The organism is Shewanella sp. (assembly GCF_041630135.1).
In the GTDB taxonomy this organism is placed as follows: Bacteria; Pseudomonadota; Gammaproteobacteria; order Enterobacterales; family Shewanellaceae; genus Shewanella.
Map to the genome: position 1 here is coordinate 1 of NZ_JBFKLW010000067.1, position 22,287 is coordinate 22,287.

Genomic DNA, 22,287 nt, shown 5'->3' on the forward strand with positions numbered 1-22,287 from the left:
CTCGCTGTGACAGGCGATACAGGCATTGTTGGACAAATCTGCCTTGAACAGGTCAGCATTGGCCGGTGCTTTGGGGCCTTCTACGTGACAGGCCGCACAGTCGGCCGCTGGGCCTTGTGGGTACATTACTTTGCTGTAGTCGTGGACACCACCACCGTAACCAATCACCTTATACGGCTCCTGAACCATTTTCTCCTCGGTAGGAGAGTAGGTCATGCGCTCTTCACCCTTGTGAATGGCGTGGATCATGAAGGTGAAATCAACGCTGCTGCCAGTTTCCGGATCGCCGGAGGTATTGGTATGGCACGAGGCGCAGTTTTCGATGTCAATACGACGACCGCCGTGCAGTTTCAGGCTTTCTGGCTGGTGACAGGTGTAACAGGTTTCAATACTGACCACATCACGGGTTTGGATACCGTCAGTTTTGCCGGAAGATGGCTGCCAATCAAGGTGAGCGTTGGCGGTGACTTGCGGTAATTCAAGCTCGAGGGTGGCTCTGTGGGTATTGTCCGCATCGAATGGTACGGCCACAGGCTCGGTTATCCCGGCGATGTTGGTCTGAAAGGTGTAGCTGTAGGAACCGTCGCCGTGGTCAACCAGGCAGGCATCACATTTGTTTGCTGCTTCAACACTGGCCTGGGTTTGAGTTGAGGGTGAAATGTCGGTATCACCTTCAGGAATCCAGGCAGGATTAGGATCTTTTTTTACATTTATGTAGGCTTGCCACTGGAAACCCCTATCGGCTTCAACCGCTGCATCCCCTTCACCAATGGTTTCGGTGACCTGGGCGAGCTGGGCGATGCCGAAGCGCAGGTCGTGATCTTTGGTCAGACCCAGCACGGCAACGCCATTGGCGTTTTCCAGTGAGAAGTCGACGCTGAGCTTTCCTGCATCTATGGTGGCGTTGGTAAAGGTGGCTTTCAGGGTGGAGGTGGTGTCGATATTGACGCCGATGACACCATCTTTGCCGTCTTCACCGTCTTTGCCGTCGCTGCCGCATCCGACGAGCGTTAAAGACAGTAGTCCGGCACCCAATATCGCTTTTGTCGCGGCATTGAAGTTGAACCCTTTCATCATGGTATTCCCTGCAATAGTTTTAGTTATCACCGAACTCATTGCTAAATAAGAATAATTCCCATTAGCCCTTCTCGGTGTGTGGAATTTATCTTCCACTTCCAAGGCTATCCAAGGTGTGACCATTTCGCAGTCAATTTAGGTCGGATCTGTGACTCAGTTCTGACTATTTCTTTAGAGGTATTAACTTTGCTGACACATGGGGCTTCAAATGCTTGTAAGTTTTGATTTTGGTTAGAAAAGAGGTATCGGTCTGAACCGATACCTCATCATGGTTTAGAAGTTCACCGGGTGAACCTTATCAATGCCAAAGGTCTTGCCTTCGCTGTGACAGGCGGCGCAGGACTCACCGCCGCTGTAGCTGCCCTCGGTGCCCTGGTACACACCGCCATTTTGCTGGAAGTGGTTTACCGCAGCTTCATTGCCAGCCAGTGTTGGCGCATGACAGGAAGCGCAGGCCGCGACTGTGGGCGAGTATTCGCCGTCGGCAGCGAGAAATGCCTGCTTGATAGCCAGACTCTCCAGCGAAATCTGCCCTTTGTCGTGGCACACGGCGCAGTCGGCCACATTGCCGGGGAAGCTAATGTCGGTGGTGTAGTTGCCATAACGGCCGGAGCGGGTGTTGGCGTGGATCTGGTGCGCCATTACCTTAAAGTCAAAGCCTCGGCTGAAGGCTTTGGCATTGTGTGCCAGGGTTGGGGTGCCGTTGTGGCAGCTGGCGCAGCTGCCGTCATCCAGATGCACAGCTGTGTTGGGTTCAGAGGTGTGGCAGCTTGAACAGCCAGTGTCCGGACTGCCTGTGGCACGGGTGCGTGAGTGGGCCTTGGAGAAATCGGCCTGTGCATCGTGGCAGTCGGCGCATTTGCCGGCAGACACTACGGGCTCAGGGCCGTCGATGGCATCGCCGCTTGGGGAGAAGCTGGCGCGTTTGGGGGCAACCACGACTTCGGTCATGGCGGCGCTGTCATCATCACAGGCGACGGCATTGCCGGTGGCCTTGTCGGCACACACATACAACTTGGCAGACAGGGTGCCTTGCTGGATGGCGTTGATATCGGCATGGGTCAGGCCGTCAATCTGATACTCAATTTGCCCGCCGTTTTCGTGTTTCTCAATGGTGCCATTGCTGTACTTGCTGTAATCGGCCAAATCCACGCTGAAGCGCCCGGCATGTTGGCCAAAGTTAGCCGACAATCTGCGGATGCTGTATTCACCATCATAGGCGGCAGCAACCAGCCAGAGGCTCTTCACAGCAGGATCCATATCCGGTGCCTGCGCGCCAGGCCAGTTGAGGGTGACCGTCAGACTGCCCTTGCCTTCATTCATGGCAAAGCGGCCGGTCTCCAGGCTGAATGAATAAGTTTCGCGCACCGAGGACTTGGCGTTGTCCGTTGCGGTGTGGAAAATCGCAGAGCCCTGCGGGTTGCTGCTATCGGCGTGACAGCCAGCGCAGTTGCCGGCATCAAATACCGCGCGTACATCAGCTCCCTTAATACCATCAATTTCCGGTGTGGCATAGTAATGGAAGTAGTTACCGACAAAGCCACGGTCCTTCTGGCCGTCGGGCGGGGTTAACCATTCGGCCTGATCGACAACATTGAACTCGCCCATATGACAGGAGGCGCAGGCTTCCTGACGATGGAAACCGAAATATTCTGCCTGAGCAGGGGCATCTTCGCCCTGGATGTGGCAGGTCTGGCAACTCTCACCACCGGGGAAGGTGACCTTGCTGTAGTCATGGATACTGCCGCCGTAGCCGACCATGGTATAAGTGCCCTGGTGGATGCGGTGCGCCATGGCACCAAAGTCCAGTGTAGCGAAGGTTTCCGGATCGCCGGCGTAGCTGGTATGGCAGACTACACAGTTCTGGATATCTGTGCGTTTGCCGCCATGCTTCAGCAGCTTCGGAGCGCCGGATGTCTCGTAGTCATCGTTGTGACAACGGATACAAGACTCTTTAAGCGCTACCAGTTCACGGCTTTCTTCGGCCTTCGCGGCCATGCCGGTGGCCGGCACAAAGTCGTAGTGATTGTTAATCAGGGTGGCATTACTGACGGTAGCTGTGGGTTTCAGCTCAAGGGTGATTCTGTGGGTCAGTTCGGGGTTAAACTCGGTATTCAGGCCATCGATTTGCGGGTATTCCGCCAGCGACTTTGGAAAGGTAAAACGGTATACGCCTGAATCCAGCACTTCAATGCAATCAGTTTTACAGCCGCTTTCTATGCCTGGCTGTATTTGTGGGCGGGCGAGTGACTCAAATCCTGCCGGAACATGGGCTGGATTGGGGGCTTTGAGCGTGTTGATGTAGCTGGTCCACTGACTGGGTTTGGTGCCTTTACGGCTACTCTTCGCCGCTTCGCCCTTCATGTCCCGTTTCTGGAGGCTGTCGAGCTTGGCGATACCAAATCCGAGGGTATTGATTTGATTGAAGGAGTCCAGCCCGTATACGGGAACGCCGTTGGCATTTTCCAGGCTGAAATCAACACTGACTCGGCCATCCTCGATACGGGCATCAAGGATGTTTGCGCTGAGCGAGGTTGCATCTTTGATATGCACCCCGGTGGTGCCGTCGTTGCCATCATTCCCATCTTTCCCGTCACTGCCGCAGCCGCCGACCAAGGCTGCGAGTAATGCTGTGCTGAGCGTTGCACGAAGCAGTTTGCCTTTATTATGGTTTTTCATCATTTTCCCCTGCAAAGGTCACCGATTTTTCGGTGTGTTTTGGTGTTCGGCGTGATTTACCCATAAAGGAGTAAGGCTGACCAAGAGGCATAACAGGGGATGTGAACTGCTTCAAACTGACTATTGAATAATTGTTAAGGTTGTAATTTTAACCAGAATACAATGTCTTACGGTTCCTGACTCAATAATGCAGAGGCGGGGGATGCTGGTTTGGGTAAGATTGCTGAACGAGGACTGAACGACTCGTGGATCCGTTGGGCTGGTTTGTTGCGCTCGGTCAAGTGTTCGGTCGACTCAATATCATGGGATTCTGGTCAAAGTTACCGGTTTGATGTGGGTATCGGCGCGGGGTAACAGTTGCTGCAAACTGTATCGGTGCTGGCGGGAGGCCGGCCATTACAGCTGACCCTGAAATGACAATAAAAAAGGCAGCCTGAGCTGCCTTTTGGTTGTGTAAGTACACTATTTATAACGTACAGGGTGCACTACGTCTATGCCGGCTGCTTTGCCTTCTCCGTGGCACACGGCGCAGGTTTCGCTGCCCGGGGTAAAGCTGCCGCGAACATCAGACGCCACGCCACCATTGGCACGCACGTGAGCCAGCAGTGAGTCCTTGGGGCCGTGGCAGCTGATACAGGCAGCCGCTATGGGTGAGAATTCAACTTCGTTGCCTTCTGCATCTTTGGCAGGAGTGGCTGGCACCTTGGCAAGGCCGGTCAGGCTGAGACTGCCTTTTTCATGGCAGCTGGCGCAGTTGCCGTAATGCTCGGGGAAGGTTATTGGCTCTTCACCCGCTCGCTTACCGGCATGATGGGCGTGGATTCGCACCTTGAAGTCGATGTGATCCTGGATCTCCCTGTTTGCACTGCTGGCACTGTAGAGCGGGTTGTGGCAGGTCTGACACTCACCCTCGAAGTTGCTGCGACGGCCGCTGTGGGTCATCTTGCTTTCGAACTTGGCCAGGTACTTATTGTCGTGACAGTTATCGCAGGTGCTGTTTTTCACCAGGCTGCGGCGCGCCGTAAGACCAGTATCTCCCTGAAGATTGAACACCACCGCAGGCCCCGGGATCACCGACGGGTTAAGTGCTTCATCGCTGCCGCTGCCGCACGCCACGCCAGTGAGGGTGTCGCGGTCAACACACATTTGGCTGGTGATAAAGGCAGTGGAAGACAGCGCCGCATCAACGGTCAGACCAAAGGCGCTTTCATACTGATACACACCATTAGCACCGGAAACCGGCGTCAGGTTAAGCAGGTTCACGTTGCTGTGTGCCACACTGAAATCTTCTTCATTGCCAAAGCCTAAGTAGAGTGTGCTGTACTTGATTCTGGGGTCAGCATTCGGACTTGGCTGGGCTGCGCCAGAGCCGTCTTTAAAGCTCACTGCAAACTTAAGTATGCCACCTTCAAGACTGACAGAGTTGGCCACCAGAGCCGCCTGATAATCCAGACGCACATTGTCTTTGGCGATGGCGTCAGTGAAGTGGTGTCCAGCGCCTTCGGTATCCTGGTCTGCATGACAGGTACTGCAGGCATGATCCGGCTGGTACTTGGCGTGCATCTCCGCCTTGATGGTGGCCGGATCTGTGCTGTCGACGTGGCACGAACCGCAGGCCAGTGCTCTGTGATGGCGGAAGTTAGCGGCATCCACCGGGCGGTTTTCACCTTCCTGGTGACAAACGCGGCAATCGTATGCATCGGCAGGAAAGGTCACTTCCGAAAAATCATGCACACTGCCACGGAAGCCCACCATAAAATATTTGCCCCGGTGGATCTGATGCAGCATATAGCCAAAATCCAGTGGCGAGCCGGTTTCAGGATCGGCAGCATAGCTGGTGTGACAAACCTGGCAGTTGGGGGTGTCGAAGCGGCGGCTACCGTGGAAAATCAGTTTGGGCGCCCAGGCATGACCGTAATCGCTGCTGTGGCAGCGCAGGCACGAGTCCTGCAGATTCTCCACCAGACGGGTTTCTTCGCCGCTTGCGGCCTGACCTGTGGCGGGGATAAAGTCGTAATGGGTATTAACCAGCTTGTCGATGCTGCTATCCACTCTTAGTTCAAGGCTTACCCTGTGGGTGAGGTTGGCATCATAACTCAGGTCCAGCCCCTCGATGGGCTCTACAGAGGCAATGTTCTGTTTGAAGGTGTAACTGTAGCTGCCATTACCGGTTTTGCTGATGCACTCCTGACGACAGCTGCTTTCAATATTGGCCTGGATTTGAGTTCCGGCTTTGTCTTCATAGCCTGCAGGTATGTGCTCGGCCACTGGCTCGACAACCCGGTTAATATAACTGACCCACTGAGGGGTTTTATGGCCTTTGCCACTTTGAGGCACCAGTTTGGCAATGCCCACACCCAGGGTATCGACCCCGGCGTAGGTGTCCAAATCGGTAATGGCAACGCCGTTTTTGTTTGTCAGAGTGAAATTTACCACCACTGAGCCGGCATCTATGCTGACATCGTCAATGTGCAGCGCGATGTCCTTGGCACTGGCCAGGGTAAGCCCCACTTCGCCGGGGGCACCATCTTCACCGTCTTTACCGTCACTTCCACAGCCAACAAGCAGCAAGGCCCCAAGAAGCGGTGTCATCCATAAACTGTGATTGTATTGCTTCATCGTCGTATCCCGAACCTGTAAAAGTCAGGGGCCGCCATCTGGCGGGCCCCACGCGGATTATTGAATGGGGTGCACTTTCAGCACGTCGACCAGGCCACCCTGGCCGTGACAGGTGGCGCAGCTTTCCGTGCCTGCAGTGGCATCGGGTTTACTGCCGCCAAACACGGCCCCCTGTTGGGTCATGTGGTTTTTGGCGCTGTCAGACTCATGGCAGTTGCTGCACACGGCGGCAGTGGTGCTGGTAAAGCTGCCATCGCTCAATGCCATAGGTTGCACTGCCGTGGAGAGTGGCAGGGCAACACTGAGCACGCCGTTGGCGTTGTTGGTGTGACACTGGGCGCAGTTGCCAATCTTGCCGGGGTAGTTGAGGGTCTCGAATCCGGCATATTTCCCCCTGTGGAGGGCGTGGATCAGCTGCTTGAAATCTGCCGTGGCATGGGCAGGGTTAGCGGCGGTGGCATCGGCCTGCATGTTGTGGTTGTGGCAAAGCTGACATTGGGCTTCGAGGTCGTTACGGGCACCATGGAAGTTAAGTTGCTGATCGCCGTGGCAATTGCCACAGGTTTCATTGGTTACCACGGTGCGGCGGCCATTGCTGCTCAGTGCTGCGGCACTGAAGAATGCGTGGCTGGATTTGGTCACAATCACTTCAATGCCATCACCGCATCCGGCCAGAGCGCCATTGGCACCACATACCCGGCCCTGCATCGCCAGAGTGCCGGTATCGGCTTCGCTGCCAACAGGCACAGTCAGGCCGGCAATGGCGTAGTAATTCACGCCATCGGCAGAGGAGACCGGCGCTGTGCTTTGAAGGCGAACGGAACGGGCGCTGCGGGTTGCATAATCCATGCTGCCGCCCCAGTTGGCGTAGACGCGAAGGTCAGAGACAAAGGGCAAGCTATCGGCGGCGCCATAAACTTCGCCGGTTTGAGGATTAGACAGCTTCACGCCTACAGTGACTGTGTCGCCACTGAGGCTTGCGGAGAGGATTTCAGCATGGAAAGCGGCCAGGGTGGTGTCCTTGTCGCTGTCGCTGTGGACTTCTGCGGTCCAGTCGGCATTGTGGCATGCCACGCAGTTGGCATTAGTGGGCTGGGCCGGATGACCTTCGCCTGCCGGAAAGTTAATGTTGGTGTGGCAACTGCCGCAGGCTTCCATGGTGGGCACTGTGTGCCAGTTTTGGTTATCGGCCAGTTGCTCGTCGGTTTTGTGGCAGGTTTGACAATCAGCCAAGGGTTTGGGGAAGCCTGCCAAATGTTTGCCGTGAACCATGGGCGCAAACACGTTGGCCGGATTTGATACTCTGGTGGCGTTGTGGCAGGTAACGCAGGTTTCTACCTGATTATATTTGCTGCCATGGAAAGCGAGGTCGCTGTGACAGCTGTTACAGGTCTCCATGCTCACAATATTGCGGGTGTAGGCGGGTTCGCCCCCGCTTTGCCAATCTTTGTGGGCGTTGGTGACCGGCAGTCTGGTGCCATCAGGCAGCGCATCACCGCCAAGTTTAATCACCAGCCTTTGGGTGGCGCCATCCTGTAAAGACTGGCCATTCATACCATCTAAGGGTGCACTGAAACTGTAGGTGTAAATGCCTGTTTTAAGATCTGTGTATGTACCTGGACAGGCAGAGGCGGAGCAGTTTTCAGCACTAAAGTGTTGCCAGGTGCTGGCATTGCCGGCACCGGTAAAGCCTTCCGGTACCAGTTGGGCTGCAATAAAGGTGGCTGAAGGAATGCCGACGACCACCTCATCATCCTGGTTGGTAACCCGATATTTAACTTCGGCAATACCGCTTTTAAGACCGATATCCATAAACTCGACATGAAGGCTTTGAATATCCATGGCAGGCTCACCGCCCGGATCTCCGGGTTTACCCGGTTCTCCGTCACTGCCACCACAGCCCGAAAGTGCCAATAGGCCGGCAGCTGCAAGGGGCATACGGTACATCTGAAAAATTCTGTTTATATTGATACTTGGGTTCATTATTTGTTCCTTCCTTGCAAGCCTGTTACCACTGGTAGCTGAAGCTGAGACCGACATAGTGGGCCTGATAGTCGTGGCCAAGAGAGCCCAGCAAAATCAGGTTGGGGATCGAGTCTGGCATCAGCTCATCGTTGCCCCAATCCATGTCCTGATAGTCCTCATACAACCAATCGAGACGCATTGATATCTTGTCGCTCAATTGGTAATCAGCCCAGGCGCTGAGGTTGTGGCGAGTGGCGCTGTAGGGGCCATAAACCACCGACAAGCCCTGGCTGATTTCGGTGTCGCTGGCGCCATCGCTGTAGCCGTAATCGATGCCGAGGGTGAGCTTGTTGTCCATCAATTGCTGCCATTTAAGGCCCAGGCTGGCGCTGGTTTGGTCGTCACGGTTTTCTGCCTGCCAGAAACTCACGCCACTGGCGCTTCCGGTTTGCCGGTTATCACGCCAGTCCTGGCCAAAAAAGCCGTTGAGACTCAGGTTGTCGCCCAGTGGGTATGCTGCGTTTAAACCGTAGCCTGTGTAGCGTACTTCGGTCAGGCCAAGCTCGGTTTCAGGATAATCTTCAACGCCGGTGTGCAGGTTGAACTGGATGGAGACTTCGTTGAAGTGGTGGTCGGTCATCAGCTTCAGCTCGCGTTTATCGCGGTCGGCGAGGAAGTACTGCCGCATGGCGTTTTGGTTGGCCGCCTGGGTCAGTTCGCTGGTTTGGTAACTGTCGCCGCGACGGGCCCGCACTTCGCCCATCAGACTCATACGCCACCCCGGCATCAGCTGTGCCCGCAGCGCCGCTTCGACGCTATTTTCAAACACAGAATCACGGCTGAGACCTGAATATTGGTTGTGGTCGTAGCTGTAGTTGGTATCAAGATTCCAATTGCTGCTGAAGCGGTATTTGGCGCCCAGCTTCAGTAATTGACGGGTACGGTCGTAGGGGGTGTTCTGCACTTCACCACGATAAATACTGTCGGTAGTTACCAGCGGATACCAGGCTTGCTCGGTTTTATTATCCCTATCACGATAGTCATAGGAGCCATAGACTGAAAGCTCGCGACTGAGGCGGTTACGATAACTCAGGCCAAGTTCCATCATATCGACCTGGGTATCCGCACTTAAATGGGGAAGTGTGGGTGCAGGTCCGGTGACGGTGGCCGGCAGTAATGGCTCATCCTGGGTCATGCGGACAAAGCGGCCATGCATTACTGCCTGCTGCGCACCCTCGAAAAATTGTAAATCGCCGCCAAGGCTGAAGGCCTGGTTATCCGGGTCGACGGCCATCTGGCCGTTGTAAGCGGCGCCAAAGGTGGGGTAGTAGGCATTTTCAAAAGCAAGGCGCTGATGATCGTTTTTGTATTTGCTGATTTGACCATTGAGCCCACCCCAAAAGCCATCGCCGCGCCAGTACACCCGTGCATCCAGGGTGTCGGTACTGTCGTCGATGGGCTTGGCAATCATGGCGGCATTGGTCAGCAGATTTACCGTGCTTCGACTGGCGCCGCTGCGGGTTTCGTGACGGAAGTTAAGCTCGGTGTCAAAACCCTCGCCTTTTACTGTGCCGCCGAGGGTGAAGCGCTGGCGCTTTTTCTCAAGGGTGACTGTTGCAGCGTTATCGAGTTCGGTCATTCCGGCGGTGGTGCCGGCCGCTTGCCAGTTGTCCGGCAGGCGCAGGTTATCGCCGTCTTCACGGTAAGGGCTGCGGCCAGCGTTGCTGTCAAAGCGCGCCAAAGCACGGTAATCAAGATATACACTGTAACTGCCGGGTTTGGTGATGGTGAGGTTAGCACTGGCTGCGTCAAATCCCAGTTTATCGGCAGTGAAGTCGAGTCGGTAGTCGTTCTCATCACGGTCATGGATGTCGGCACTGAGGAAGGCGGTTGCACCGTCAGTGTCTGTCCCTGTGGTATTGCCGATATGGCTGTCTTCGCCATCCTGCAGCGCAACGCCTGCGGTGACGGATGAGCTTATTTCGGTTTTGGACTTGCATCCTTTGCACACCCAGGCGTCTTGCTTAATGGTGCTGCGATTGGCGTCTTTCAAACCATAGCCAGCCGAGGCCTGTACGGATAGTGCTGAGGCCACGGCCAGCGTCAGCAAGCTGAGAGCGGTATTGGGAAATGGTTTCATGCTAACCTCCTCAGCGTTGCAGTAACTTGCCGGATGGATGATTTGAGCCGTGCACCTGGCTGTGGCAGTTCATACAGCTTTGGCCTGCGGTAAAGGCGCTGGGGGACGTGCCGAACTGGGCATTGGCGGTGTGACCAACGCTGGCATGGCACTGCTGACACAACTGCGGCGCCTTGATGGTGAGCATGGCTTCGTTGACGCTGCCGTGGGGATTGTGGCAACTGACGCAGTTGTCGGTGACAGGCGCATGTTCCCACAATTTGGGGCCGCGCTTTTCAGCGTGGCAGGCATAGCAGTTCTCATTGATGCTCATTTGCTTTAAGCCTGCTTCGCCCTGGCTGCCGTGGGGATTGTGGCAGTCGCTGCAAACCATCTGATTGCTCTCCAGCGGATGGCTTGAGCGCTTATGCATGTCGGCTTTTTGAGCGAGGTGGCAATTGGTACATACCTCGACTTCGGTGTGTTTGTTGGTGATGGGGTCGTTGGCGGTATGAATAAGGTGGCAACTGGCGCAGGGAATATCGGCACTGTTGTGATGGCTGCCTTCCCATGCGATGCGTTTGTCGTCCTGATGACAGGACATACACACCGAGTTTTGCTTGTCTGCTGCAATGGGCGCGTCCTTGCCGAAGGTGATCATCGGCTCCTTGCCACCTTTATTGTGATTACCCATGGGGCCGTGGCAGGCTTCGCATTGAAGATCGGCCATAGGTGAGGCGCTCGAATGGGTGCTGCCGTGCACATTGTCAAAAAGCGCCATTACCGTGGCGCTTTTTTTGTGGCACATCAAACAGGAATCGGCACCCTTGGGGGAATACTTGCCTTCGGCAAATTTTTTGTCGAGTGTGGCTTCGACTTCAGCGGGGGGCATGTCTTTCCAGGGGGTGGCAACCAACTGGAACGAGAACAGCAGGCAAAGCAGACACAGGGGCAGCTTGCCACCAAACAAGGGGATTTCCATCTTCATTCTCACACTTCCTGACGCGCATTCTGGTTTATAGTTATTTCGCACTGGCTAATTTATAAAATCGCCCAAGTACTAAACAAAGAGTGTAGATCAAATTTGTGACAAGTCATTAACACGTACGCGTTCGGGATTTGGTAATTAGTCTGATATTCCAAGCAATAGTCGTGCGGTGTGATCCAGATCTCATTTCGTCTTTGGCCGTCGTGAGGACTTTACAAAAGAACTTTGGCCTCCCAGTTTATTCCTTCAGGCTTTTGCCTCATAATTGGCCTCAATTGAAAATTATTATCGTTACCAGTCAGAAAATTGATCCAGGTACGATTATCGAATGACAGACTTGGATAAAATGCCGGTTAGTCAAAGATCAAGATGGAACAGGGTGGACCTTGTTAATGAAATTGAGTGACCTTCGCCCGGGTGATAAAGCTGTTATCGCCGAAGTCGGGCAGCTCGACCTGCCGCAAACCGTCAAGCGCAAGTTATTGTCGATGGGGATCACCCCAAATACCCGGCTGACCTTTATTCGCAAGGCACCCTTGGGCAGTGGGATTGAGCTGGATATCCGCGGCAGCAAACTCTGTATGCGTCGGGAGCTGGCGGAAATCATCGATGTCAATCCAATCGAGACCGGAGTTGCCCATGGCTAAACAATTTCATTGCGTTACCGTCGGCAATCCCAACGCCGGTAAATCCACCCTTTTCAATGCTCTTACCGGTGCCAATCAGCAGGTGGGTAACTGGTCCGGGGTGACGGTTGAGAAAAAGACCGGTCATTTCAGTTTGAGCGGCGCCGATGTTTATCTCACCGACTTACCCGGTATTTACGACATTCTGCCCGCCGGTCGCAGCTGCGATTGCTCGCTGGATGAGCAAATTGCCCAGCAGTATCTGGCTGAGCAGCATATGGATGGCATTATCAACCTGGTGGATGCGACCAATATAGAGCGTCACCTGTACCTGACGGTGCAGCTGCGCGAGCTTGGCATCCCTATGGTGGTGGTGGTTAATAAAATCGACATCGCTTTAAAGCGCGGCGTGCATATTGATACCCAAAAAATGAGTCAGGAACTTGGCTGCCCTGTGGTAGCCGTGTGTGCCCGGGACGCCAAAGATGTGGTCAAGGTGCAGGAGCAAGTGGTTTCGCTGCTCGAAGGCAAGGTTTCTGAAGCGCCGTTGGTGCTTAATTACGAGGGTGCCATCGAAGCCGCAGTGGCTGAGCTGCAGGCCAAAGACACCAGCTTGCCTCGGGGGCGGGCGCTTGCCATGCTGGGTAATGGTCTTGGCTGTGGCTCATGCAAGAACAGCGAGTTCGAATCCGAAGTAAGCCGCTGCGCCGAAGGGCTCAAGGCCGAGGGGCTGGACATTGAGCTGATGGTTGCCACCACCCGATTCAACTTTGTTGAACAGGTTTATCGCAGCGCGGTGGCCAACGATGAAGCGCCAACCCTCAGTGACCGTATGGACGCGCTGGTGCTGCACCCGATAATGGGGGTGCCTGTGTTCCTGCTGGTTATGTATCTGATGTTCATGTTTGCCATTAACGTGGGCAGTGCCTTTATTGATTTCTTTGATATCAGCGCCGGCGCCTTGTTTGTGGATCATTTCGGCGCTTTGCTTGGCAGTTGGGGCGCGCCCGAGTGGCTGGTCACTTTGCTGGCAGGAGGGATTGGTCAGGGTATTCAAACCGTGGCTACCTTTATTCCGGTGATTATGGCGCTGTTTTTGGCTTTATCTGTGCTGGAAAGCTCGGGCTATATGTCACGCGCCGCTTTCGTGGTGGACGGGCTGATGCGCCGTATCGGTCTGCCGGGCAAAGCCTTTGTGCCAATGATTGTCGGCTTTGGCTGCTCAGTGCCGGCGATTATGGCCACCCGTACCCTTGGCAGCGAGCGCGAGCGCATCGTTACCGGTATGATGGCGCCCTTTATGTCCTGTGGTGCACGCCTGCCTGTGTATGCGCTGTTTGCTGCCGCTTTCTTCCCCGAGTCTGGCCAGAATCTGGTGTTCCTGCTGTATATCCTTGGCATTGTCGCTGCTATCGGTACCGGCCTGCTGCTGCGCAGCACCCTGTTGCCCGGCGTGAGCAGTGCCGTGGTAATGGAGCTGCCAAACTACGAGTTACCTAAGTTCAGGGCGGTGATGTCCCGTACCGGCAAACGTACCAAGAGTTTTATCGTCGGTGCAGGTAAAACCATCGTATTGGTGGTGACCTTGCTTAACTTTATCAACGCCGTGGGCGTGGATGGCACCTTTGGCCACGAAGACAGCAGCGAGTCTGTGCTCAGTGTTGTCAGTCAAAAAGTGACCCCCATTTTCAGCCCCATGGGCATTGAGAACGACAATTGGCCTGCTACCGTGGGTATTATTACGGGGATTTTCGCCAAAGAAGCGGTTGTTGGCACCCTCAATAGCCTCTACAGCACGCCTGGCAGTGAAGACGAAGGTCTGACGCCGTTGTCTGAGTCTTTCAGCGAAGCGCTGGCCACCATTCCGGAAAACCTGCTTGGCATTGCCCCCGAAGATCCTATGTCGATGTCGGTAGGTGATGTGTCCAGTGTGGATACTGCTGCCGAAGAGCAAGGCGTTGACAGAAGCACCTTCAGTGCGTTGCAAACCGGTTTTGCAGGACAACTGGCAGCCTTCTCTTATCTGGTGTTTGTGCTGTTGTACACACCATGTGTGGCGGCCATGGGCGCTCTGGTGAACGAGTTTGGTAAAGGGTGGGCGGTGTTTGCTGCCACCTGGACCTTTGGTCTTGCCTATGGCGTGGCGACTCTGGTGTACCAATGGGGTAATGTGGCGGCGCATCCCGTGCAAACTCTGGTTTGGACAGCAGTGATTTTGGGTGCCCTGGTTGCTTTCTACTTTTACCTCAAGCAAAAGGGCAAGAAGACTCAGCAGATTATCCCTGGTATTCGGGTGATCACTGGCTGATTACCGCCTTGGTTTTTTGACAAAAAGCAGCCGTAAGGCTGCTTTTTTATGGCCATTATCCCCCTTGGCAGAGTTTTTGATACAGGGGCATTGTCAGCGGGGGATTTCTGTAGGATCATGCAGGTTTTGACAAATTTGCCACTGTTTGCAAAAGAGGAGCTCCATGAGTCACGTGGACAACGAAGTACGTCCCAGTAACTTCATTCGCAATATCATAGATGAGGATTTGGCCAGCGGTAAGCACACCAGTGTGCATACGCGTTTTCCGCCCGAGCCAAACGGCTATCTGCACATTGGTCACGCCAAGTCTATCTGTCTGAACTTCGGTATCGCAGAGGACTATAAGGGCCAGTGCAACCTGCGTTTTGATGATACCAACCCTGAAAAAGAAGACATCGACTATGTCAATTCGATTCAGGAAGACGTTAAGTGGCTCGGATTCCAGTGGGATGGCGAGGTTCGCTATTCATCCAACTATTTCGATCAGCTCTACGGCTACGCCGTTGAATTGATCAACAAGGGCCTGGCCTATGTGTGTTTCCTCAATGCCGAGGAAACCCGCGAATACCGTGGCACCCTCAAAGAGCCGGGCCGTAACAGCCCTTACCGTGACACATCTCCCGAAGAGAACCTGGCGCTGTTTGAAAAGATGCGCGACGGTGGCTTCAAAGAAGGTGAGTGTGTGCTGCGTGCCAAAATCGATATGGCGTCACCGTTTATGTGTATGCGTGACCCTGTGATTTACCGCGTGAAGTTTGCCCATCACCACCAGACCGGTGACAAGTGGTGCATCTATCCGATGTACGACTTTACCCACTGTATCTCGGATGCGCTGGAAAACATCACCCATTCACTGTGTACGCTGGAGTTCCAGGACAACCGTCGTCTGTACGACTGGGTACTGGATAACCTCAATGATTTTCAGGCACCTAACCGTACCCGTCAGTACGAGTTCTCCCGCCTGAATCTTGAATACACCTTGATGTCCAAGCGCAAGCTGAACGACCTGGTTGTGCGCGGTTTGGTGTCCGGTTGGAACGACCCGCGTATGCCAACCATCGCCGGTCTGCGTCGCCGTGGTTACACTCCGGCCTCTATCCGTGAGTTTTGTCAGCGCATTGGTGTGACCAAGCAGGACAACCTGGTGGAAGTGGGCATGCTGGAAGCCTGTATTCGTGAAGATCTTAACGAAAACGCCCCCCGCGCCATGGCGGTTATTCGCCCTATTAAGGTGATTATCGAGAACTTCACTGCACCTGAACTTGAGTATGTGAAGGCGCCTGTGCACCCCAACCTCGAAGAGATGGGTGAGCGTGAGCTGGCTTTCGGCCGTGAAATCTATATTGATGCCGCTGACTTCCGTGAAGAAGCCAACAAGCAATACAAGCGCCTGGTACTGGGCAAGGAAGTGCGTTTGCGTAATGCCTATGTCATCAAGGCTGAACGCTGTGACAAAGATGCCGAAGGCAATGTCACCACTGTGTATTGCACTTACGACCCTGAAACTCTGGGGCAAAACCCAAGCGATGGTCGCAAGGTGAAAGGTGTGATCCACTGGGTAGAAGCCACCACTGCGCTGCCTGCCGAGTTCCGCCTGTACGATCGTCTGTTCATCGATGCCAATCCGGCTGCCGCTGAAACTGTGGATGAAGTGCTCAATCCTGGGTCTCTGGAGGTGGTGCATGGCTTTGCCGAGGCGCCGCTGGCCAACGCCAAGGCTTCGCAGGCATATCAGTTTGAGCGTGAAGGATACTTCTGCGCCGACAGCAAAGACTCCGCTCCGGGCAAGCTGGTGTTTAACCTGACTGTGCCACTGCGCGAATCATTCTAATCGGATGAGCCACTGAAAAAGGCGCCATTTGGCGCCTTTTTCTTTTTGCGGGTGTTGCTGTAGCTTGTTATTGATACATCGGCTATTGGAGCATAGGGCCGAAGCCGAGGCTCCAGAGGATCACGCTGCCTGCCATCAGGGCAACCAGCAGTACCAAGCCTGCGGTGACCACGGAACTTGCGTAGATAAAGCCTTTTTCTTCAGGGATGTTCATGATAATCGGGACACCTGTGTAGAGCAGATACACAGAGTAAGCCAGCCCTACTAATCCAATAACCATCATAAACCAGAGCACCGGATAGAGCGCCGACAGACCGACCATAAACAGCGGGGTTGCTGTGTAGGTGGCAAGTTCAAGTGCTTGGGTGAAATCGGGTTTTGCATCGAAGGTAATGGCCATCCAATGGGCCAGATAGGCCAAAGCAAATACACCGGCAATAAGGCCGAAGTACATGCCCACAGACATATAGAGAGCACTCTGGCTGGTCAGAAATAAGGGCTCTCCTGCACCCGGGTTCCATCCGATTTGGGCCATTGCAAAGTAGCTGCAGATAGGTGGTATCAGCGCAATTAACAGCAGGTGACTCATGCTGCTTTTAAGTGCCTCGTGGTTTTGCTCGATTGTGTGCCACTCTTCTTTCGGATGAGTGTATAACCCCAATAAGTGATTCAAAATCATTATAATTATCCTTGTTTAGCAGTGATTCCCGTGCTCGCCAAACTTCAGACGAACCTTTTACAGCTCTGAGGTTATTTATTGAACAAAAATTGATATCCGTCAAGGTGCTCTCGAAACTGTGCTGTTAACGCGCGTGGCAACTCAGTAAAATGTTGCTGTTTTAAACCTAAGGAGACACATAAGGTGATGCAGGAGTTGTTGGTGCCGGTGAAGGCTTTTTTGGCCTGTGAAACCCCCGATGCCTGGATAGAAAAAGCCAAAAGCCCCGAGATGTTGCAGGCCATTTTGGTGGATCACTGTAACTGTGAACTCAAGGCAGCCCAAACGGCGCTGTTTCTTATCCGCAAGTATGCTGTCGATCCTGTCTGTAATGAGGCGCTGCTTGCCTGGGCCAAGCCCTACGAAAGCTTTGTTTACCATAAAGATCGCGATATGGAAGCGTTTCTGGCCCGAAGTGGCAAAAAGAACGATCTGGATGTGGCGCTCACGCCCAGGGTCGGGTTTGCCCACGGCGATGACCTGATTGCCAAAATGGTGCGGTTGATTAAAGAAGAGTTTCATCACTTCGAGCAGGTGCTGGAAATCATGCACGTGCGCGATATTCCCTACGCCAATCTTAATGCTGGTCGTTATGCCAAGGGGATGATGAGCCATGTGCGCACCAACGAGCCGGCTACGCTGGTTGATAAGTTGATTGTCGGCGCCTTTATTGAGGCCCGCTCATGTGAGCGCTTTGCCAAGCTGGCACCCTTTATGGATGAGGAGTTGTCGCGCTTTTATGTGTCTTTGCTGCGTTCAGAAGCGCGCCATTATCAGGACTATCTGAAACTGGCTGAGGCGGTGGCCGGCGGCAATATCGATGAGCGGGTTGCCTATTTTTCGGCGGTGGAAGCCGAGCTTATTCTATCAGCCGATGACGAATTTCGGTTTCACAGCGGTACGCCACTGAATTAATCTGTGCAGTATTGTCAGAAATGCATATCAGGCCCGGGCCATGAACCGGGCTTTTTCGTTGCGGGCTATTGCTTTTGCTGGGTATTACTTCTGCTTGGTATTAGTTGCCGAATGGCAGTTCGAGCAGTCTGGCACCTGCGTCACTGACTTCAAGCACGCTGCCTTGCTCGTACCAGTCTCCTACCACTATGCGTCTGCCAGCGCTTTCCTCGTGGATAGCGGGTCTGTGGGTGTGACCATGGATCATTTGAGTGCAAAGGCGTTTTTGTAAAAGCTCAGCAACGGCGCTGGGCTCGGCATCCATAATGTACTGACTTTTCATTTGGTTGCCTGCTTTGCTTTTTGCGCGCAAGTTGGCGGCAATCCGCAGACGGCGATTTTCAGAAAGCTTACTGTACACCCATTTGGCCCAGGGCTGATTTCTGAACTTGCGGAAACGCTGATAGCCCTTATCCAGGGTGCACAGACTGTCACCGTGAAGCAGCAGGGTAGGGACGCCATAGAGGTCGATTTGGTGCACTTCATCGAGCAGTTGCATCCGGCTTAATGCGGCAAATTGCTTACCAATCAAAAAGTCGCGATTGCCATGAATAAAGTAAATCGGCAGTTTTTGGCTGAGTTTGGCTATGTCGGCAGCGATATCCAGCGCGAAAGGTTCGGCAATATCGTCACCCACCCAAACCTCGAATAAATCTCCCAGAATGTACAGGGCATCGACATCATCGAAGGATTGGGACAGGAAGCGGCGAAAGGCCGCGGTGATATCGGGGCGATCTGCACTTAAATGCAGATCGCCGATAAAGAGGGTACGCATCTGCCTGGAATTAGCCTTCGATGCTCACCTTCTCAATCACAACTGCTTCCAGAGGTACATCCTGGTGCATGCCGCGGTTGCCGGTGTTCACGCCCTTGATGGCGTTTACTACATCCAGACCTTCAACCACTTCACCGAATACGCAGTAACCCCAACCTTGCATAGACTCAGATTTGAAATCCAGGAAGGTGTTGTCATTTACGTTGATGAAGAACTGGCCGGTGGCAGAGTGAGGGTCAGAAGTGCGGGCCATGGCGAGGGTGCCAACTTTGTTGGACAGACCGTTATTGGCTTCATTCTTGATAGGATCATGGGTACGCTTTTGCACCATATCCTCGGTGAAACCACCACCCTGGATCATAAAGCCGTCGATGACGCGGTGGAAGATGGTGCCGTCGAAGAAACCTTCGCTGGCGTAACGCTGAAAGTTTTCAGCGGTAACTGGGGCTTTTTCGTGGTTCAGCGCGATTTTGATATCGCCAAAATTGGTGTGCAATGTGATCATTTTTGCAGTACTCATTTGAAAATGTCGCCGGATTCTAACTTATCTGGCACAGCCCTGAAAGTGCAGTATTCAAGGCGTTTTGACCATGATAGACTCACAGGCTTGATTTTACACCCATTGGTAAGTGGAAAGAGAACAATAATGTTGAAGATATACAACAGTATCAGTCGTCAAAAAGAGGAGTTTAAACCTATACAGCCCGGCAAAGTCGGTATGTATGTATGTGGTGTGACGATCTATGACCTGTGCCACATTGGCCATGGTCGTACTTTTGTGTGTTTTGACATGATTGTGCGTTATCTGCGTTACCGTGGTTATGAGGTAAATTACCAGCGTAATATCACCGACGTGGATGACAAAATCATCAAGCGTGCCAATGAAAACGGCGAGAGCTGCGATAGCCTGACCGAGCGTTTGATTGGTGATATGCACGCGGATTTCGATGCGCTGAACATGGTGCGTCCAAGCTTTGAGCCGCGCGCGACCTTGCACATTGATGAAATCATCGACATGGTGAATCGCCTGCTTGACCGTGGTCACGCTTATGTTGCCGCCGATGGCGACGTGCTGTTTGATGTGTCTTCCTACGCCGAATACGGCCGTTTGTCGGGGCAGGACCTCGAGCAGCTGCAAGCCGGTGCGCGGGTGGAAGTGGATGAAAACAAGCGTAACCCGATGGACTTTGTGCTGTGGAAGATGTCCAAGCCAGGCGAACCTACCTGGGATTCGCCATGGGGTCCGGGTCGTCCTGGCTGGCACATCGAGTGCTCGGCCATGAACAGCAAACATCTGGGGCTTCATTTCGACATTCATGGTGGCGGCAGTGACTTACAGTTCCCGCATCATGAAAATGAAATCGCCCAGTCCTGCTGTGCCCACGACACACCTTACGTGAACACCTGGATGCACACCGGCATGGTGATGGTAGATAAAGAAAAAATGTCCAAGTCCCTTGGCAACTTCTTTACCATCCGCGACGTGCTGGCCCACTACGATGCCCAGACAGTGCGTTACTTCCTGCTCTCTGGTCACTATCGCAGCCAGTTGAACTATAGCGAAGATAATTTGAAGCAGGCCCGCGCCGCCCTCGAGCGCATGTACACTGCACTCAAAGGTCTCGATTTGACCGTGGCTGCAGCCGGTGGCGATGAGTTTGTCAGCCGTTTTGTGGCGGCAATGGATGACGATTTCAACACCCCTGAGGCTTACTCTGTGCTGTTTGATTTGGTGCGTGAAATCAATCGTCTCAAGGCGACCGATGTGGCAGCAGCTTCTGCGCTGGCAGTGGTGCTTAAAGATTTGGGTGCTGTAGTAGGTATTTTGTCGTCCACTCCAGAGGCGTTTTTACAAGGTGAAGGCAGTGCCGACGAAGTGGCTGAAATCGAGGCGCTGATTGTTGAGCGTAACCGCGCCCGCGCTGAGAAAGACTGGCCAGCGGCTGACGTGGCCCGCGACCGTCTGAACGCGCTTGGCGTAGTGCTTGAAGATGGCCCGGAAGGCACTACCTGGCGCAAAAAGTAAACTGCGCGCTGCAAAACAATAAAAAACGCCTGCAATCGCAGGCGTTTTTTATTGGGCAGAAAACAGATTCAGTCGTGATAGTTTTCAGCTGCGTAAAGGGTGTTTTCGAGCAGGCTCGCAATGGTCATTGGGCCCACACCACCGGGTACGGGAGTAATAAAGGATGCGCGCTGGGCAGCCACATCAAACTCTACATCACCCACCAGGCGGCCATCATCGAGACGGTTAATGCCCACGTCAATCACGATGGCGCCGGGCTTAATCCAGTCTCCTGGAATAAAGTGCGGTTTACCCACGGCCACCACCAGCAAGTCTGCCTGACGCACCTTTTCTTCCAGGTTGCGGGTGAAACGGTGGCAGGTGGTGGTGGTGCAGCCAGCAAGCAGCAGCTCCAGGGTCATAGGGCGGCCAACAATGTTGGAGGCGCCTACCACTACGGCATCCAGACCATAGGTATCCACGCCGGTGGAGCGGATAAGGGTCATGATGCCCATCGGGGTGCAGGAGCGAAGCACCGGAATGCGCTGTGCCAGACGTCCTACGTTATAGGGGTGGAAGCCATCCACGTCTTTGTCGGGGCGAATGCGTTCAATCACTTTGGATGAGTCGATATGCGCTGGCAGCGGCAATTGGACCAGAATACCGTCGATAGCAGGATCTTCGTTGCAGCTGTCAATCAGCGCCAGCAGTTCATCTTCACTGGTAGTGTCTGGCAAATCAAAAGATTGGGACAAAAATCCCACTTCTTCACAGGCTTTGCGCTTGGAACCGACATAAACCTGAGAGGCTGGATCCAGACCAACGAGGATTACCGCCAATCCCGGAACGCGCTGGCCTGCCTCTTTACGGGCTTTGACCTTATCGCTGAGCGTGGTGCGGATGGCGCTGGCAATGGCCTTGCCATCAATGTTTTGGGCTGTCATGGGTGTAGGGCTTCCTTTATATGGCGGGGGCTCGACCGCCTGAGGTTTTTAGCGCGCACATTCTAACAGCCAAGGCGCAGAGTGTCATTGCTCCCATTGGGGAGAAATCCCGATAACTCTGTATTGTTCTATAATTCGCCAGGCAGATTTAAGCGTTAAAAAAATCGTTGACGGGTGTCAGGTGAGGGGATAATATGCGCTCCGTTCTGACGCAAGGCGTCAAAAACAAAGACTTCTCGGTGATTAGCGCAGTCCGGTAGCGCATCTGCTTTGGGAGCAGAGGGTCGCCGGTTCAAATCCGGCCGCCCCGACGTGTGAGCCTGTAGGGCGCGACAAGTCGCGTCCCTACAGTCTCTACCTCGCGGGTTCGCCCGTTCTTGCCGCCGTCCCGCGCCGTTGGCTCGGGGCTTCCGGTCCAATCCGGCGGCCCTGATTCAACTCACCCGAACGCGATGGACGCCGTTGGCTTGGGGACTTCCGGTCAAATCCGGCCGCCCCAATTCGATGTATCCGGACGTCTGCGTCGCCACAGATTCCCGGTGCGGCTAAGCCGCTGTGTGCACGCGACATGTCGCGCCCGTCAGACCATCTCGGGCGCATCCGGCCCCCCGCCGCTCACGATTTACCACATGCCACTCACCACGACGTCCCACTCACCGTCCTGGCACATCTCCTGCAG

At 54.1% G+C, this 22,287-nt stretch carries 16 protein-coding genes and 1 tRNA gene; 7 read left to right on the top strand and 10 right to left on the bottom strand.

The genetic code is table 11. The features are described 5' to 3' along the window. From ABYK60_RS15560 to ABYK60_RS15585, 6 genes are all read right to left on the bottom strand, one after another. Positions 1-1,077, bottom strand: a 1,077-nt coding sequence (locus ABYK60_RS15560) for an OmcA/MtrC family decaheme c-type cytochrome (protein ID WP_372872939.1), incomplete at its 3' end; no start/stop codon positions are given. A gap of 273 nt (positions 1,078-1,350) precedes the next feature. Then, the gene (locus ABYK60_RS15565) at positions 1,351-3,756 is read right to left on the bottom strand and encodes an OmcA/MtrC family decaheme c-type cytochrome (RefSeq protein ID WP_372872940.1); all 2,406 of its coding nucleotides are present in this window, start codon (positions 3,754-3,756) and stop codon (positions 1,351-1,353) included. Between the two features lie 462 nt (positions 3,757-4,218). Then, positions 4,219-6,375 carry an OmcA/MtrC family decaheme c-type cytochrome gene (locus ABYK60_RS15570; RefSeq protein ID WP_372872941.1) on the bottom strand — a complete coding sequence of 719 codons (2,157 nt, stop codon included), beginning with the start codon at positions 6,373-6,375 and terminating at the stop codon, positions 4,219-4,221. Between the two features lie 57 nt (positions 6,376-6,432). Beyond that, positions 6,433-8,358 (bottom strand): OmcA/MtrC family decaheme c-type cytochrome, encoded by a 1,926-nt coding sequence (locus ABYK60_RS15575; protein WP_372872942.1) that lies wholly within the window; start codon positions 8,356-8,358, stop codon positions 6,433-6,435. 25 nt (positions 8,359-8,383) lie between these two features. Next, complete coding sequence (locus ABYK60_RS15580; protein WP_372872943.1) at positions 8,384-10,480, bottom strand: MtrB/PioB family decaheme-associated outer membrane protein; 2,097 nt, start codon at positions 10,478-10,480, stop codon at positions 8,384-8,386. Between the two features lie 10 nt (positions 10,481-10,490). Then, entirely contained in the window at positions 10,491-11,447 is a 957-nt protein-coding gene (locus ABYK60_RS15585) for a DmsE family decaheme c-type cytochrome (RefSeq protein WP_372872944.1), read from the bottom strand. Between the two features lie 392 nt (positions 11,448-11,839). On the opposite strand from ABYK60_RS15585, the gene ABYK60_RS15590 reads away from it, so the two are divergent. From ABYK60_RS15590 to glnS, 3 genes are all read left to right on the top strand, one after another. After that, the gene (locus tag ABYK60_RS15590) at positions 11,840-12,094 is read left to right on the top strand and encodes a ferrous iron transport protein A (RefSeq protein ID WP_372872945.1); all 255 of its coding nucleotides are present in this window, start codon (positions 11,840-11,842) and stop codon (positions 12,092-12,094) included. Continuing rightward, positions 12,087-14,381, top strand: a complete 2,295-nt coding sequence (feoB, locus tag ABYK60_RS15595; RefSeq protein ID WP_372872946.1) for a Fe(2+) transporter permease subunit FeoB — start codon at positions 12,087-12,089, stop codon at positions 14,379-14,381. The genes ABYK60_RS15590 and feoB overlap by 8 nt, the downstream gene beginning before the upstream one ends. A gap of 163 nt (positions 14,382-14,544) precedes the next feature. Next, the gene (gene glnS / locus ABYK60_RS15600) at positions 14,545-16,212 is read left to right on the top strand and encodes a glutamine--tRNA ligase (RefSeq protein ID WP_372872947.1); all 1,668 of its coding nucleotides are present in this window, start codon (positions 14,545-14,547) and stop codon (positions 16,210-16,212) included. A gap of 82 nt (positions 16,213-16,294) precedes the next feature. Here the strand turns inward: glnS and ABYK60_RS15605 are convergent, their stop codons facing one another. Further along, a complete protein-coding gene (locus tag ABYK60_RS15605) occupies positions 16,295-16,891 on the bottom strand; it encodes a Yip1 family protein (RefSeq protein WP_372872948.1) in 597 nt (198 codons plus the stop codon). A gap of 186 nt (positions 16,892-17,077) precedes the next feature. Here ABYK60_RS15605 and miaE point away from each other — a divergent pair, with 186 nt between their 5' ends. Then, complete coding sequence (gene miaE / locus ABYK60_RS15610; protein WP_372872949.1) at positions 17,078-17,845, top strand: tRNA isopentenyl-2-thiomethyl-A-37 hydroxylase MiaE; 768 nt, start codon at positions 17,078-17,080, stop codon at positions 17,843-17,845. A gap of 100 nt (positions 17,846-17,945) precedes the next feature. On the opposite strand, the gene ABYK60_RS15615 is transcribed toward miaE, so the two are convergent. Continuing rightward, positions 17,946-18,659, bottom strand: a complete 714-nt coding sequence (locus ABYK60_RS15615) for a UDP-2,3-diacylglucosamine diphosphatase (protein ID WP_372872950.1) — start codon at positions 18,657-18,659, stop codon at positions 17,946-17,948. A gap of 10 nt (positions 18,660-18,669) precedes the next feature. Continuing rightward, complete coding sequence (locus ABYK60_RS15620; protein WP_372872951.1) at positions 18,670-19,164, bottom strand: peptidylprolyl isomerase; 495 nt, start codon at positions 19,162-19,164, stop codon at positions 18,670-18,672. Between the two features lie 141 nt (positions 19,165-19,305). Between ABYK60_RS15620 and cysS the strand changes: the two genes are divergently transcribed. Beyond that, positions 19,306-20,685 (top strand): cysteine--tRNA ligase, encoded by a 1,380-nt coding sequence (gene cysS, locus ABYK60_RS15625; protein WP_372872952.1) that lies wholly within the window; start codon positions 19,306-19,308, stop codon positions 20,683-20,685. 68 nt (positions 20,686-20,753) lie between these two features. On the opposite strand, the gene folD is transcribed toward cysS, so the two are convergent. Further along, on the bottom strand, positions 20,754-21,608 hold the full coding sequence (gene folD, locus ABYK60_RS15630; protein ID WP_372872953.1) for a bifunctional methylenetetrahydrofolate dehydrogenase/methenyltetrahydrofolate cyclohydrolase FolD: 855 nt from the start codon (positions 21,606-21,608) through the stop codon (positions 20,754-20,756). 237 nt (positions 21,609-21,845) lie between these two features. Here folD and ABYK60_RS15635 point away from each other — a divergent pair. After that, a tRNA-Pro gene (locus tag ABYK60_RS15635) sits at positions 21,846-21,919 on the top strand. Between the two features lie 141 nt (positions 21,920-22,060). Beyond that, a partial coding sequence (locus ABYK60_RS15640) for a hypothetical protein (RefSeq protein WP_372872954.1) occupies positions 22,061-22,287 on the top strand: 227 nt, incomplete at its 3' end.

What these genes read in the sequence shown, in the direction of transcription:
- glnS (WP_372872947.1), top strand. Translation starts at nt 14,545, where the DNA reads ATGAGTCACGTGGACAACGAAGTACGTCCCAGTAACTTCATTCGCAAT.
- miaE (WP_372872949.1), top strand. Translation starts at nt 17,078, where the DNA reads ATGCAGGAGTTGTTGGTGCCGGTGAAGGCTTTTTTGGCCTGTGAAACC.
- ABYK60_RS15575 (WP_372872942.1), bottom strand. Translation starts at nt 8,358, where the DNA reads ATGAACCCAAGTATCAATATAAACAGAATTTTTCAGATGTACCGTATG.
- cysS (WP_372872952.1), top strand. Translation starts at nt 19,306, where the DNA reads ATGTTGAAGATATACAACAGTATCAGTCGTCAAAAAGAGGAGTTTAAA.
- ABYK60_RS15565 (WP_372872940.1), bottom strand. Translation starts at nt 3,756, where the DNA reads ATGAAAAACCATAATAAAGGCAAACTGCTTCGTGCAACGCTCAGCACA.
- ABYK60_RS15605 (WP_372872948.1), bottom strand. Translation starts at nt 16,891, where the DNA reads ATGATTTTGAATCACTTATTGGGGTTATACACTCATCCGAAAGAAGAG.
- ABYK60_RS15590 (WP_372872945.1), top strand. Translation starts at nt 11,840, where the DNA reads ATGAAATTGAGTGACCTTCGCCCGGGTGATAAAGCTGTTATCGCCGAA.
- ABYK60_RS15570 (WP_372872941.1), bottom strand. Translation starts at nt 6,375, where the DNA reads ATGAAGCAATACAATCACAGTTTATGGATGACACCGCTTCTTGGGGCC.
- folD (WP_372872953.1), bottom strand. Translation starts at nt 21,608, where the DNA reads ATGACAGCCCAAAACATTGATGGCAAGGCCATTGCCAGCGCCATCCGC.
- ABYK60_RS15580 (WP_372872943.1), bottom strand. Translation starts at nt 10,480, where the DNA reads ATGAAACCATTTCCCAATACCGCTCTCAGCTTGCTGACGCTGGCCGTG.
- ABYK60_RS15620 (WP_372872951.1), bottom strand. Translation starts at nt 19,164, where the DNA reads ATGATCACATTGCACACCAATTTTGGCGATATCAAAATCGCGCTGAAC.
- ABYK60_RS15585 (WP_372872944.1), bottom strand. Translation starts at nt 11,447, where the DNA reads ATGAAGATGGAAATCCCCTTGTTTGGTGGCAAGCTGCCCCTGTGTCTG.
- feoB (WP_372872946.1), top strand. Translation starts at nt 12,087, where the DNA reads ATGGCTAAACAATTTCATTGCGTTACCGTCGGCAATCCCAACGCCGGT.
- ABYK60_RS15615 (WP_372872950.1), bottom strand. Translation starts at nt 18,659, where the DNA reads ATGCGTACCCTCTTTATCGGCGATCTGCATTTAAGTGCAGATCGCCCC.